Genomic DNA, 14497 nt, shown 5'->3' on the forward strand with positions numbered 1-14497 from the left:
GTCCATCCTCTATGCGTGAATCGCGCGTGAATCGGAGGCCAGCGTAGCCTCATGCAGCGCTTCCGACAGCGTAGGATGGGGAAATATCGTGTGGAGAAGATGATCGCGTGTCGCGCCCATGGTCAGCGCGAGAGAAAAGACGGACACGAGCTCGCTGACCGAGGGACCGATCATGTGCGCGCCGACGAGTCGACCGCTCATCTTGTCGAACAGGACTTTGACGAAACCGTCTGCTTCGCCAATGGTCACCGCCTTGCCGTTTCCGCGAAAAGCGAAGCGGCCGATATCGACGACGAGGCCCCTGTCCATCGCCGCCTCTTCCGTCAGCCCAATCGAGGCCACCTGCGGCGCGGCGAAAATGCAGGACGGGACTGGCCCCATGGCAGCGTGCGATCCACGGCCCGCGATCGCCTCGACGCAGCGCACGCCCTCATGCTCGGCCTTGTGTGCCAGCATGGGCGGGCCGGCAACGTCGCCGATAGCATATAGCCCGGCAATGCTGGTCCGGCCGACTGCATCGGTAGCGATCGTGCCATTGCGCAGGGCGGCCCCCAACTTTTCTAGGCCAAGCCCCTCGACGTTTGCCACGACACCCGCGGCGGAAAGAAGCTTCTCGGCTGTGATTTCGCGAGGACCATCTGGATTGCCAAGGCGTACGGTCACGCCGGTTACATCGGACGCGATCTGCGAAATCTCAACGCCGGTCAGAACCTCGATGCCCCGCTTGCGCAGGGACTTGCTCATCTGCTCGGCCACTTCGGCGTCTTCCTGCGGAAGGATACGCGCGAGGCGCTCGATCAGCGTCACTTTCGCGCCGAGCGAATTGTAGAGGCTGGCAAACTCCACGCCGATGGCGCCGCCACCCACAATTGCTAGGGAAGCCGGCAGCGCCGCTGGCGTCATCGCATGATGATAGGACCAGATGCGTTCGCCATCGGGAACGATGCCTGGCAGGCGGCGTTCAGAGGCGCCAGTGGCGATGATAATGTGTGCCGCATCGTAATCGCCGGGTGCAAGCGTGATCTTCGGCGCTTCGCCCTCACCCGCCGTGACTCGCACCATTCCGGGCGCCAGGACTTCGGCGGCGCCCCAGATGACGTCGACCTTGTTCTTACGCAGCAGGAACTGCACACCCGCATTGAGCTGGCCGGCGACCGAGCGCGAACGCGCGACAACGGTGGGAAGATCGACGGAGGGCGTTTCGCTTCGAATGCCGAAGGTTGCAGCATGACGAGCCTCATCCAGAAGGGTCGCAGAATGGAGCAGCGACTTCGTGGGAATGCAGCCCCAGTTCAGGCAGATGCCGCCGAGATGCCGGCGCTCGACAACCGCCGTCCTCAGACCCAGCTGCGCCGCACGAATGGCCGCGACGTAGCCGCCCGGCCCCGCGCCGATCACAATGACATCATAGGCCGGCATGCGGCATTCCTTTCGAGGGATATTGGCTCGACGCGGCCACGCACCAGGGAGAGGTGCGTGGCACGGCCGGGAGGCGAAGCGCTCAGCTCGCGCTTCGAATGGTCTGCGACACGAGACGTCCGACGAGCGGGGCGGCCTCGAGCTGCGGCAGGTGGCCAACCTGTGGAAGGCGGTGCAACCCCACATGCGCGGGCAACGCATTGCTGTACTCTGCCGGAATGATCCGGTCCTGCTCTCCGACGATAACGCGAGCCGGGCCGCCGAAACGGTTGAGGGCATCACGCACGGAGAAGAGCTGCGTGCTTCCCGCAAAGACACCGGCCGCAAGCCGCGTCTGGTTCGCCACCATACCTGTTCCTTCGCGGCCGGAGAGCGTCGCGCGGACCAAGACGCCCGGCAGGCTCGCCGGTTCATGAACCAAAAGGCCAAGCCAGGCCTGAAGCGCCGCCTCGCTGTCGGCGGACAGGAACCCGCTCACGTAGTCGCCGTTGATCTTGGGTCCGAGGCCGGCCGGCGCAATCAGCGTGAGCGACCGCACGTCGAGATCCCCGCCGCCTGCGATGGCCGTGGCGACTGCGGCACCAAGCGAATGGCCGACCAGATGCAGCCGTTCGATCTTTTCGGCGGCAAGAGTCGCTCGTACAACGGAGACAAGATCGTCGAAGCTGTCGGCCGATGCATTCGCCGCGCCACCGTGACCGGGAAGGTCGATCGCGAGGATCGGGTTGGCCACGCCGATATGGCCGATGAACGACCGCCAGGCGGAAAGCTCGGCTCCGAAGCCGTGAATGAACAGAACCGGATCTCCCACACCCGCTTGCAGCGTCTTGAGGACGCTACGGCTCCTTGCAGCCGTCGAAGCTGCGCCGCCGAAGTTGACGAGCGTGCCCGAGCCGGAGGAGCGCTTGAACGCCTCCACATCGCGCTTCACCACAGCACCGCGCGGGCCGGAGCCGGATACCCGGGAAATATCGATGCCGGCGGATGCGGCAATCCGGCGGGCAAGCGGCGAGGAACCGCCGGTGCCCGATTTCAGGAAGGCTGTCTCGTTTTCACGGACGGACTCCCGCGGGAAGACCGCGATGTTCTCCTTGGCCGTCTCGACGATGGACTGGGCGTCTTCGCCGGAGAAAGCTGCGACAGGAGCGGCGGCGGCTTCCAGCTTCTCCCCCTCTTCGCCGACCATCATGAGAGGTTCGAGAACAACACCCATGTCGCCGACATTGTAGCGTATCTCGAGGATCGTACCGGTCTCGAAGGCCTCGACCTCGAAGACTGCCTTTTCGGATTCGACCTCGGCGACGATGTCGCCCTTTTTGACTTTGTCGCCGACCTTCACGAGGATTGCCGTGATCTTGCCTTCGGTCAGGTCCTGACCGACCTGTGGCATCAGAATGGGACGTGCCATTACGGTTCTCCTCTCAAGCCACGCGACGGTGGAGCGTTTCGACAGACTGCGCGACGAAATCCACGGTCTTGCGGGTGGCGGCTGCGAATTCAGCAGCCGTGGCGGCGAAGGCGCCAAAGCGTGAGAACTCCTCCGGCTTCATGCCGTCGAATTCGTAGGCCTGGCGGAAATAGGGAATGCGCAGCAGCTTTTCGATCAGCTCCGGCGACGCATCCGTATCGATTGCGGCAGGATCGAAATCCGGCAGCCGGTCCTCTGCCTTCATGAGCTGCGCGATGTAACCCGGCGGGCAGGTATAGACGAAGTCGCCGCCGGCGATCAGAGCGATATGGCCGCTCGATGCCTTGCCGCCCTCGCCTTCGTCCTGCACGCGCATGGAGCATTGCAGCATCTTGCTGGGATGGTTGCGGTCCTTTCCGTAGCGATAGGCACGCTTCAGCACCGCCATCTCGCCTAGCAGGATTTCCTCTGGCGAGAGCGTAATGCCGCGCGCATCGGCCTGGGCCTTGAGGTCGCCGACATTTCCGAGGCGAGATGACATGTGGGTGATGACCGAGCGCCATTTCGACAGATCGACACCCGCTGCCCTTGCTCGCTCAAGACCGCGTGAAACGGCGTCCATGCAGGCAACATATTGCGGAACGGTGAAGGACGTCGTGTTGTTGGTGGAGATGCCGCGGGCCGTCAGTTCCTCGATGACCTCGTAACCTTCCTTCGAACCGGGGATCTTCACCATGACGTTCGGCGCAATCTCTGCAAGCTGAAGCCCCTGCTCCAACATGCGCGTCTTATCCGTGACGAAGCGTGGATCCACCTGGCCCGAGACATAGCCGTACTTTCCGCCCGATGTATCGAAGACCTTGCGGATCATCGCCGCGCCGCGGCGCACGACATCGAGATAGACCGCCCAGTAGATATCCTCGACATCATCGGCATTGCGTGTCGATGCGATCCTGCGGATCTCTTCAGCCCAGAAGGCCGGATCGGCCTGGATCGCCTGCAGCGAAAGCGGCGGATTGGTCGTGACGCCGCGAAAGCCCATCGTTCCGTCTCGCGATGCGGTTTCCGCATCGAAGAGGCGCGTCAGCTGCGCCTCCCAGTCTGCCCGCTTTCCGGCAGGCGCATCCTTCAGGACGGAGGCTTTCCAACCTTCGTAGATCAGGGGTGAGGAATCCCACCAGATTTCACAGTCCGGATTGGTGGCTGCGAGCTTTTCCAGCACATGCAAGGACATGGTCGTCTCCCGATCTCTCTTCTCACTCAGCGGCTTGTGCGAGCGGCTTCGAATGAAGCGTGCGACGCGCGGCAAGCACGATGTCGTCCACCTGTGGAACGCTTGCCTTTTCAAGCTCAAGGTTGAACGGGATCGGAATGTTGAGACCGGCGACGATCTCGATTGGCGCGTCCAGCTGGTAGAACGCCTCCTCCTGGATGATGGACGCGATATCAGAAGCGACGCCGCCGCGACGCACGGCCTCCTGTACGATGACGGCACGGTTGGTCTTGGCGACCGAGCCAAGGATCATATCCTTGTCGAGCGGCACGAGCGTGCGCGGATCGATCACCTCTGCATCGATGCCCTCGGCGGCGAGTCTCTCGGCCGCTTCCAGCGTCCGCGGGATCATGTTTGACCAGGCGATCAGCGTCACGTCCTTGCCCGGGCGCTTGATATCGCCCTTACCGAACTCGATGATGTGTTCGCCATCGGGCACAAGTCCCTTCGTCATGTAGAGATGCTTGTGTTCCAGGAACATGACCGGATCGGGCTGGCGCAGCGCATATTTCAACAGGCCCTTCGCATCCGCCGGCGTCGACGGCATGACGACCTTCAGACCGGGAATGTGATAGAATAGCGCCTCAAGGCTCTGGGAGTGCTGCGCCGCCACGCCGCCACCCGTTCCACCCTGGGTGCGCATGACAAAGGGAACCCGCCCGTCGCCGCCCGTCATGAGACGGAACTTGGCGGCCTGGTTGACGATCATGTCCATGCCGAGCATGGCGAAGTCGATGTAGAGAATTTCCACGATCGGCCGGGCACCGGCAATAGCCGCGCCCACGCCGACGCCGATCATGCCGGCCTCGGCAATCGGCGTATCGCGCACGCGCTTGGGACCATATTTCGAAAGCAGCCCTTCCGTCACCTTGTAGGAGCCGCCGCGTTCGGCAATACCTTCGCCGATGATGAAAACGGTGCTGTCGCGCTCCATTTCCTCGTCGATCGCCTCGCGCAGCGCATCGCGGTACATGATTTCTCTGGCCATGGTGTGATCCTCCCCGTCTGCTCAGTAGGCTTCGACGAATTCGTTGAATTCGGCCAGCGTGATCTCACGGCTCGCCTTGGAGAATTCGACGGCATCCTCGAACTCCTGCTTGATCTCGTTTTCGATTGCTTCGATTTCGGCTTGGTCGAGGCCCACGATCTCGACGAGAGCATTGCGCGCGCGGTCGACCGGGTCGCGTTCTTTATAGTAGGCGAGCGTATCGGCCGGCATGTACTTGCCGGGATCGTTCACATGGTGGCCCATATGGCGGTAGGTCTTCGCCTCGATGAGGATCGGGCCTTCTCCACGGCGGCACTTTTCAACCGCGGCCTGCATAAGGTGATAGACGGCGAGTGAGTCGTTGCCGTCGACCTGATGGCTTTCGACGCCGATGGCGAGGCCGCGCTTGTAGAGATCGACGTCGCGCGTCGATTCCTCGATACGCGTCGAGACGGCGTATTGATTGTTCTCGACGACGAGCACGTAGGACAGGTTCCAGATCGCCGCCAGATTGAGCGATTCCAGGAACGTACCGTTGTTGGAGGCGCCGTCCGTCGAGAAGGTCACCGTGACGGCGTCATTACCCTTGATCTGGTTGGCGAGTGCTGCACCGACGCCAAGCGGCGTACCGGCGCCCACGATGCCGTTTGCGCCAAGATTGCCGGCCTTGATGTCGGCGATGTGCATGGAGCCGCCGTAGCCGCGGCAGTAACCGGTCTCCTTCTGCAGGAGTTCGGCCACCATGCGCTTCACGTCGGCGCCCCACGCGATGCAATGGCCGTGCCCGCGGTGGGTCGAGGCGATGAAATCCCCCTCCTGCAAGGCGGCGCAGACGCCGGTCGCGATGCCTTCCTGCCCAAGATAGGGATGGAAGTATCCACGGATCAGTCCCTGACGGTAAAGCTTGATGCCTTCGGACTCGAAGACACGGATTTTGTAGGCCGTTCTGAAAAGTTTTTCCAGAAGCTCCCGCGAGGGGGCGTTCGCCTTCTGAGCCTGCGTTGCCATGGATTTCTCTCTCCCCAATATGAAGATCGCCTGCCGATGAATGGCGTTCTAACATCCAAGAAATACATTGTCGAGAAAATTTTCTTCATAGATGGAAGTGTCGGATTGAGTGGGCGGACCGCTTCTCAAACGACAAAGGCAGAATTAAATATCTGTTTTTACGAGATTTTCTGTGCGGCAGTGAGAAGCGCAGGTAAAAACCGGCACCAAGCCCAGCTTGCATTGTTTGCAAAAGCGCCAGAGAAATCCAATAAAAAGTAAAATTCTTTCCATGATCAAGCGGGCGTGTTTCTGATGCGGCCAAACGGGCAATCACGCGGTGCGTTTTTCGGCGCACGCTCCGGCTTGAAAAGCGGAGAGTAAACTTTTCTTCCTTGGTCGATGATGCTACCAATGTCCGGAAGACCTATCGGCCGCGGCCGGCACCCTGGATTGAAGTCATGAATGATGCTCGCCCTTTGAGCGACCTTAAGCAAAGCGACCTTCTGGAACGGATTCAGGAACGCTATGGCACGCTCAGGAAATCGGAGCGCATCGTCGCGGACTTCCTGCGGGAAAATGCGGGACGGCGTCTCGATTCCTCCATCACGGAACTCGGCCGCACGCTCGGCGTTTCGGAAGCCACGATCAGCCGCGTCAGCCGCGCGCTTGGCTATGACGGCTATTCGGACATGAAGCTGTCGCTTGCCGAAGGTGCCCGCGCCCGTGCGAGCTTCGTCAACCTGCCGCTCGAGATCGAAGATACCGACTCCCTGATCAGCACATCGAGCAAGCTTGCCAATCTCCTGATCGCCGGCCTCGACGGCACCCAGCGCATGCTGGACGCCCACCGGCTGGAGCAGGCGGTTGAGGCCCTGCGCAAAGCGCGCAAGATCGTCTTCGTCGGCGTGGGCGGTGCGGCCGCGATCTGCGACGAGGCCGCCCATATGTTCATGAAAGCGGGCTTCGAGGCCACCAGCCTGCGCGACGGCTACACCCAGACGATCGTTGCCGCGACGATGACCGAGAAGGACGTGATGGTCGGCATCTCGCATACCGGTACCACCGAGACGGTAACGGACGCGTTGCATCTGGCACGCGAGCGAAAGGCAACGACGATTGCCATCACGAGCAATGCCGGCTCGGAGGTCGCGCGCGCCGCCGACGTCGCACTGACGACCTGGAGTGCGGGGCAGCAGCTCGTTCCCCTGCACGGCGACTTTCTGGAGGGGCGGCTCAGCCAGCTGTTCCTGATCGACTTGCTTTATGTCGGCACGATCTTCCGCGCGGGCGAAGAGCCGGCCAAGGCGCTGAAGGTCACAGGCGAAGCCCTCGAAAAGCGCTATCGGCACAAAAACGGAAAAGCCGGCTGAGCAAACCGGCCGGCCTTTTATCGCGAGGCGGAATGCTGACCGTCAGCCAGCGATGAGCGCCCGGCAGAACGCGATATCGACCTCTCTCGCATCCAGATCGTCCACGACCCGATCGGCGAGTGAAAAATCCTCCTCGCCGGTATAGGACGAGATCGTCACCACGCAGTGCATGCCCGCCGCCTTGGCTGCGCGCAGCCCGTTGTTGCTGTCCTCGATCACCACGCAGGCAGTCGGATCGAGCCCGAGTGTGCGGGCGGCGAGATTGTAGATATCCGGCGCCGGCTTCTTGGCTGCGACCACATCGCCCGCAAAGACCGTAATCTTGCCTGACCTTTCGGGTCCGAGCATCACATCGACCACCGCCTGGACGGCCTTCTCGTTGGACGTCGAACAAACCGCGAGCGTGATACCGTTTGCAATGGCCTCGTCGACGATCCGTGCGATGCCGGGCCGAAGCGGGAGACTGCCCTCCTCGATCAGGCGCATGAAGATGGCGGTCTTGCGCTTGTGGATTGTCGCGATCAACGCGTCCCTGTCCTCGGCGCCGGCGGGCCAGCCCGTCTCATCGAAATGCCGCCGCATGCGTTCCTTGCCGCCTGCGGTCAGAAGCAGTTCGCCATAGCGCTCCACCGACCAGACGCAGTCTATGCCGAGTTCGGCAAAGGCCTCGTTGAAGGAAACGCGGTGTCCGTCGCGCTCCGTATCGACGAGAACGCCGTCGCAATCGAAAATCAAGGCCTGCATCGGATCATGCCCCCGCCGCGTGCGCGGCCTTGCCGGCCGATCCGAAGATGCGGATCATGTCGACGACGTCCTTCTTCATGGCGTCATATTGCCCGACGATGAAGGGGAGCGGCTCTTCCAGCTTGGGCTTCTCCGCGCGCACACCGATGAAGCCTTCGATGAAGCGATGTTTGTGCATGGTCGAGATGTTGACCTTCGCGCAGCCGCCGGCAATGCACCGGTCGAATTGTTCCTGGCTGAGCCCCGTGCCGCCATGCAGCGCGATCGGCACGGCGATCGAGCGCGTGATGCGTTCCAGGAGATCATAGGCAATCTTTGGCTGACCCTTGTAGAAACCATGCGCCGTCCCGATGGCCGGCGCGAAGACTGCGAGGTTCGGCATATCCTTTACGAAGGCGAGGCATTCGTCGTAATTGGCGAGGATCGCGGCATCCTCGGCGACGAACTTGTCGTCCTCGACACCACCGATCGCGCCGATCTCCGCCTCCAGCCCGACGCCAGCCTGTTCGGTCATGCGGTAGATTTCCTCCGAGCGCGCCTTGTTTTCGGCAAAGGGCAGTGAGGATCCGTCGAACATGACCGACGACCAGCCGGCATCGATGCAGCGACGGATGACGTCCGCATCACTGCAATGGTCGAGATGAAGCGCCACCGGCACATCGACATCATCCGCGAGCATACGCACCCAGGTGGCAATCGGCTTGTAGCCCCAATGCTTGATCGTCTTCACCGAGACCTGCACGATGATCGGTGCATCCAGCTCCGCCGCGCCCTCGATGATCGAGCGCACGCTGTTGTAGTCGATCATGTTGAAAGCGGCGATGCCATAGCGGGACGCCTGCGCGCGCTTCAGCATTGGGCCCATTGTGACGAATGCCATGATTTTCACTCCACCTGCCGGTTTTCGTCGCCTACGTCATGCAACGAGGCAGCACTATCAATACAGTTTAGCTAGCAAGAACCCATATTTTTGTAAATTATTTTCTTAATCAAGAAGCCGGAAAATCTCTTATTTTGTGGATGATTAGCGGGAATGCTCTTCAATGAGCAGCTTCAAGAGATCAGTGCAGGTAGATTTTGTGGAATATTTTTACTTTGCTACTGTCAGATAGAAACGGCCGGGGCATGCCCGGCCGTCAATGGTCTCAAAGGAGGAAAACCTTACTTCTGCCAGGATTTGACGAGTTCGTCGTAGTTTACGGTGAGTGGTTTTTCCTTTTCGTTTTCGATCTTGAGCTGTGGCGCGAGGTTGCCCTTTGCGACGGCGTCCTTGTTCCAGTATTCGAGATCGTGCTCTTCGGCGAGCTTGGGGCCCATGTCGCCCTGGACGCCGGCGCGTTCGAGGCGTTCGAGCACCTTCTCCTGCTCGGCGCACAGCGAATCCATCGCCTCCTGCGCGGTCTTGGCGCCCGACGAGGCATCGCCGATCGCCTGCCACCACAGCTGGGCGAGCTTCGGATAGTCGGGGATGTTCGTGCCGGTCGGCGACCACTGCAGGCGGGCCGGCGAACGGTAGAACTCCACAAGGCCGCCGAGCTTGGGCGCACGGTCGGTGAACGACTGGTGGTCGAGCGTCGACTGGCGGATGAAGGTGAGGCCGACATGGCTCTTCTTCACGTCCACCGTCTTGGAGGTCACGAACTGCGCATAGAGCCAGGCGGCCTTGGCGCGGTCGTCGGGCGTCGACTTCATCAGCGTCCAGGAGCCGGCGTCCTGGTAGCCGAGCTTCATGCCGTCCTTCCAGTAGACGCCGTGCGGCGACGGGGCGAAGCGCCACTTCGGCGTGCCGTCCGCGTTGACGACCGGCAGGCCTTCCTTGACGAAGTCGGCGGTGAACGCCGTGTAGGTGAACATCTGCTGGGCGATCTCGCCCTGTGCGGGAACCGGGCCGGATTCGGAGAAGGTCATGCCGGCAGCGGCGGCCGGCGCATAGGCCTTCAGCCATTCCAGATACTTCTCGATCGAGTAGACCGCCGCCGGGCCGTTGGTGTCGCCGCCGCGTGCCACGCACGAGCCGACCGGCTGCGACTTCTCGTTGACCTTGATACCCCATTCGTCGACCGGCAGGCCGTTGGGGATGCCCTTGTCGCCATTGCCGGCCATCGACAGCCAGGCGTCGGTAAAGCGCCAGCCGAGCGAGGGGTCCTTCTTGCCGTAGTCCATGTGGCCGTAGACCTTCTTGCCGTCGATCTCGCGGCCGGTGAAGAACTCGGCGATGTCCTCGTAGGCCGACCAGTTGACGGGCACGCCGAGGTCGTAGCCGTACTTCGCCTTGAAGTCGGCCTTGTTCTTCTCGTCGTTGAACCAGTCGTAGCGGAACCAGTAGAGGTTGGCGAACTGCTGGTCGGGCAGCTGGTAGAGCTTGCCGTCCGGCGCCGTCGTGAAGGACTTGCCGATGAAGTCGTCGATGTCGAGGCCGGGATTGGTGACGTCCTTGCCCTCGTTGGCCATGAAGTCGGTCAGCGAGCGGGCCTGCTGGTAGCGCCAGTGGGTGCCGATGAGGTCCGAATCGTTGACATAGGCGTCGTAGATGTTCTCGCCCGACTGCATCTGCGTCTGCAGCTTCTCGATGACGTCGCCCTCGCCGATCAGGTCGTGCGTGATCTTGATGCCGGTGATGGCGGTGAAGGCCGGGGCCAGCACCTTGGATTCGTATTCATGCGTGGTGATGGTTTCCGAGACCACCTTGATGTCCATGCCGGCGAACGGCTTGGCGGCATCGATGAACCATTGCATCTCGGCTTCCTGGCCGGCGCGGTCGAGCGCCGACTGGTCGCCGATCTCCGCATCCAGGAACTTCTTGGCCGCGTCCATGTCCGCGAAGGCGGAGCCGGTGAGCGCCAGCAAGATCGCTGCCGTCGTCGTCAGAAGTTGCGTTCGCATGGTATCCTCCCTTAAGGTTTTGCGATTGCGACTGCATGTGCGGAAGCCCCAATCTCCCCGAGGCCCCCATTTCCTTTGCCTCACACGAAGCGGAACACGCCGATGGCGTAGACCACGGACAAGGCAAGAGCCCACCACAGGTTGGGACCGACAAGCCCCAGCCATGCGAGATGGATGAACGCCGAGCCGAGCAGCGACACGAACAGCCGGTCGCCGCGGGTCGTCTCGAAGCGCAGGATGCCGATGCGCGGCGCGCCCCCGGGCCGCGCATATTCCCAGACCGCCATCAGCGCGATCAGCAGGAAGATGGTCAGGAAGAACATGGCCGTCGGGAACGACCAGGCCATCCAGCCGCCCGGGATGAGCGAGGCGAACCAGTCGCGCGCGCCGTCCTTGACGGGCAGTGCCATCACGAGAAGACCGGCGATGACGGCATAGATGACGAGCACGGCGGCGAGCGCGACCGGCCAGCGTGTGTTGCGGTTGGCGACGGCGGCCATCGGACCCCTCCCCTCAGACCCGGCCAAGGGCAAAGCCCTTGGCGATGTAGTTGCGCACGAAGTAGATGACGAGCGCGCCGGGAATGATCGTCAGCACGCCGGCGGCCGCCAGCACGCCCCAGTCCATGCCGGACGCCGAGACCGTGCGCGTCATCGTTGCGGCGATCGGCTTGGCGTCCGTCGTCGTCAGCGTGCGGGCGATCAGAAGCTCCACCCAGGAGAACATGAAGCAGAAGAAGGCCGCCACGCCGATGCCGGACGCGATCAGCGGCACGAAGATCCTGGCGAAGAAGCGCGGGAACGAATAGCCGTCGATATAGGCGGTCTCGTCGATCTCCTTGGGCACGCCCGACATGAAGCCTTCCAGGATCCACACCGCCAGCGGCACGTTGAACAGGCAATGCGCGATGGCCACCGCAATATGGGTGTCGATCAGGCCGAAGGCCGAATAGAGCTGGAAGAACGGCAGCGCGAACACCGCCGGCGGCGCCATGCGGTTGGTGAGCAGCCAGAAGAACAGGTGCTTGTCGCCCAAAAACCGGTAGCGCGAAAACGCATAGGCCGCCGGCAGCGCCACCGAAACCGAGATCACCGTGTTCATGACCACATAGAGGATCGAGTTGATATAGCCCGAATACCACGCCGGGTCCGTGAAGATCACCGCGTAGTTGCGCAGCGTCGGGTTCGCCGGCCACAATGACACCGACGTCATGATCTCCGTGTTCGTCTTGAAGCTCATGTTCACCAGCCAGTAGATCGGCAAAAGCAGGAACACGATGTAAAATGTCGGGACAAGCCACGAGAGGCCGGCTTTGCTCTTGCGGCGGCCGAGCACGAGGCTCGTTGCCGGACGGCTTTGGGAATGCCCCACATCGAGGGCCGCCGTCGAGGTGTTAAGGCTCATGGCATCGTCCTTTCGAAGTTCGCGGGCCAAGCGTGGTTCAGGCTGAAAATTGAGGTCGAGAAGATTGGGGTCACGCCTGATCCCCCTGTGTCATGACCGTGTAGAAAATCCACGACAGAAGCAGGATGATCAGGAAGTAGACGATGGACATGGCGGCTGCTGGACCAAGATCGAACTGACCGACGGCCATTTTGACGAGATCGATCGACAGGAAGGTCGTCGACGAACCGGGGCCACCGCCCGTCACGACAAAGGGCTCGGTATAGATCATGAAACTGTCCATGAAGCGCAACAGAATGGCGATCAGCAAGACGCGCTTCATTTTCGGAAGCTGGATGTAGCGGAAGACAGCGAGGCGCGACGCACCGTCGATCTTGGCCGCCTGGTAATAGGCCTCTGGAATGGAGACGAGGCCGGCATAGCACAGCAGCACGACAAGGCTCGTCCAGTGCCAGACATCCATGACGACGATCGTAACCCAGGCATCGACCGGATCGGCGGCATAGGCGAAGGGAAACCCGAGCTGGGTCAGTCCCCATCCGACGAGGCCGATATCGGCACGGCACAGCAACTGCCAGATCGTGCCGACGACATTCCATGGAATGAGCAGCGGCAGCGCCATGAAGATCAGGCAGATCGGTACCCCGAGCCCGTGACGCGGCATATTGAGCGCTATGAAAATGCCCAGCGGGATCTGGATCGCCAGGATGACTGCGGAGAAGGCCAGGTTGCGGACCAGCGAATCCCAAAAGCGGGCGGAATCCAGCACCTGCGTGAACCAGTCGGTCCCCGCCCAGAAGAACTGGTTGTTGCCGAACGTATCCTGCACCGAATAGTTCACGACCGTCATCAGCGGTATCACCGCCGAAAACGCGACCAGCAGCAGCACCGGCAGCACCATGAACCAGGCCTTGTTGTTCCAGGTCTTATCCATAGCTCAGGCTCCCCTTTCGACGCGCCAGCTGTCGGCGTAGATGTTGATGGCTTTGGGATCGAAGGTGATGCGGGCGTCCGCCGGAACCTCGTCCTCCTCCGGCATCACCGCCGCAACGGACAGGCCGGCAAAGGTTGTGCGCACGATCTTGTGCCTGCCGATATCCTCGATCTTCTCGATACGGACGGGATGTCCCTCTCGGCCAATGCGTACGAATTCCGGGCGGATGCCTAATTCCATCTTTGCGGTGGCCTTGGCGGGCGGAGCGAAGCCGAGATCGACACGCTCGCCGCCGATCACGGCAGTCGCACCGTCGATCTGCATCGGCAGGACATTCATGCCAGGCGAGCCGATAAAGTAGCCGACAAAGGTGTGGCGTGGTGTCTCGAAGAGCTCGGCCGGCGTGTCGATCTGCACGATCTGGCCGTCATACATGACGACGACCTTGTCGGCGAAGGTCAGCGCCTCCGTCTGATCGTGGGTCACATAGACCATGGTGAAACCGAACTGGCGATGCAGCTTCTTGAGCTGCGAACGCAGCTGCCATTTCATATGCGGGTCGATGACCGTCAGCGGCTCGTCAAAAAGGATCGCGTTCACATCGTTGCGCACGAGGCCGCGGCCAAGCGAGATCTTCTGCTTCTGGTCGGCTGTGAGGCCGCGCGCCTTGCGGTTTGCCCGGTCAGCAAGTCCCGTCATCTCGAGAATCTCCTCGACCCGGCGCTTTACAGCGGCCTCGGCAACGCCACGGTTGCGCAGCGGGAAGGCGAGATTGTCGTAGACGGTCATGGTGTCGTAGATGACCGGAAACTGAAAGACCTGCGCGATGTTTCGGGCTTCTGGCGGAAGGTCCGTCACATCCTCGCCATCGAACAGGATGCGGCCTTCGGAAGGCTGCAACAACCCCGAAATGATGTTGAGCAGCGTGGTCTTGCCGCAGCCGGAGGGACCAAGCAGCGCATAGGCGCCGCCGTCGCTCCACTCGTGATTGACCTCGCGCAGCGCGTAGTCATTCGGTGCTGAGGGGCGAATGCCATAGGCATGGCGGATGTGATCGAGCGTGATGCGTGCCATGAATTTCCTC

General features: G+C 61.7%; 13 protein-coding genes. 1 reads left to right on the forward strand and 12 read right to left on the reverse strand.

What is annotated here, in order from left to right; translation table 11 throughout:
- Positions 1–9: 9 nt before the first annotated feature.
- The 5 genes from lpdA to K6301_RS17665 all read right to left on the reverse strand — a co-directional run bounded on the left by lpdA (position 10) and on the right by K6301_RS17665 (position 6096).
- Positions 10–1419, reverse strand: coding sequence for a dihydrolipoyl dehydrogenase (lpdA, locus tag K6301_RS17645; protein ID WP_247221833.1), 1410 nt, complete (start codon positions 1417–1419; stop codon positions 10–12).
- Positions 1420–1501: 82 nt separating this feature from the next.
- Positions 1502–2827: an acetoin dehydrogenase dihydrolipoyllysine-residue acetyltransferase subunit gene (locus tag K6301_RS17650; RefSeq protein WP_247221835.1), complete on the reverse strand. Its 1326-nt coding sequence runs from the start codon at positions 2825–2827 to the stop codon at positions 1502–1504.
- 13 nt (positions 2828–2840) lie between these two features.
- The gene (locus K6301_RS17655; protein ID WP_247221836.1) at positions 2841–4061 is read right to left on the reverse strand and encodes a transaldolase family protein; all 1221 of its coding nucleotides are present in this window, start codon (positions 4059–4061) and stop codon (positions 2841–2843) included.
- 22 nt (positions 4062–4083) lie between these two features.
- Positions 4084–5088, reverse strand: coding sequence for an alpha-ketoacid dehydrogenase subunit beta (locus K6301_RS17660; RefSeq protein WP_247221837.1), 1005 nt, complete (start codon positions 5086–5088; stop codon positions 4084–4086).
- Between the two features lie 21 nt (positions 5089–5109).
- A complete protein-coding gene (locus tag K6301_RS17665) occupies positions 5110–6096 on the reverse strand; it encodes a thiamine pyrophosphate-dependent dehydrogenase E1 component subunit alpha (RefSeq protein ID WP_247221838.1) in 987 nt (328 codons plus the stop codon).
- Between the two features lie 440 nt (positions 6097–6536).
- Here K6301_RS17665 and K6301_RS17670 point away from each other — a divergent pair, with 440 nt between their 5' ends.
- Positions 6537–7448, forward strand: a complete 912-nt coding sequence (locus tag K6301_RS17670) for a MurR/RpiR family transcriptional regulator (protein ID WP_247221839.1) — start codon at positions 6537–6539, stop codon at positions 7446–7448.
- A gap of 42 nt (positions 7449–7490) precedes the next feature.
- Here the strand turns inward: K6301_RS17670 and K6301_RS17675 are convergent, their stop codons facing one another.
- The 7 genes from K6301_RS17675 to K6301_RS17705 form a co-directional block, all read right to left on the reverse strand.
- Positions 7491–8192: an HAD family hydrolase gene (locus tag K6301_RS17675; RefSeq protein ID WP_247221840.1), complete on the reverse strand. Its 702-nt coding sequence runs from the start codon at positions 8190–8192 to the stop codon at positions 7491–7493.
- 4 nt (positions 8193–8196) lie between these two features.
- The gene (locus tag K6301_RS17680; RefSeq protein ID WP_247221841.1) at positions 8197–9072 is read right to left on the reverse strand and encodes a class II fructose-bisphosphate aldolase; all 876 of its coding nucleotides are present in this window, start codon (positions 9070–9072) and stop codon (positions 8197–8199) included.
- Between the two features lie 281 nt (positions 9073–9353).
- The gene (locus K6301_RS17685) at positions 9354–11075 is read right to left on the reverse strand and encodes an ABC transporter substrate-binding protein (protein WP_247217495.1); all 1722 of its coding nucleotides are present in this window, start codon (positions 11073–11075) and stop codon (positions 9354–9356) included.
- A gap of 80 nt (positions 11076–11155) precedes the next feature.
- On the reverse strand, positions 11156–11575 hold the full coding sequence (locus K6301_RS17690; protein WP_247221843.1) for a DUF2160 domain-containing protein: 420 nt from the start codon (positions 11573–11575) through the stop codon (positions 11156–11158).
- A gap of 13 nt (positions 11576–11588) precedes the next feature.
- Positions 11589–12479 (reverse strand): carbohydrate ABC transporter permease, encoded by an 891-nt coding sequence (locus K6301_RS17695; RefSeq protein WP_247221844.1) that lies wholly within the window; start codon positions 12477–12479, stop codon positions 11589–11591.
- Between the two features lie 70 nt (positions 12480–12549).
- Positions 12550–13413, reverse strand: a complete 864-nt coding sequence (locus tag K6301_RS17700; RefSeq protein WP_247221846.1) for a carbohydrate ABC transporter permease — start codon at positions 13411–13413, stop codon at positions 12550–12552.
- 3 nt (positions 13414–13416) lie between these two features.
- Positions 13417–14487 carry an ABC transporter ATP-binding protein gene (locus K6301_RS17705; protein ID WP_247221848.1) on the reverse strand — a complete coding sequence of 357 codons (1071 nt, stop codon included), beginning with the start codon at positions 14485–14487 and terminating at the stop codon, positions 13417–13419.
- Between the last annotated feature and the right edge of the window lie 10 nt (positions 14488–14497).

This window comes from Shinella oryzae, assembly GCF_023038235.1.
Classification (GTDB): Bacteria; Pseudomonadota; Alphaproteobacteria; order Rhizobiales; family Rhizobiaceae; genus Shinella; species Shinella sumterensis.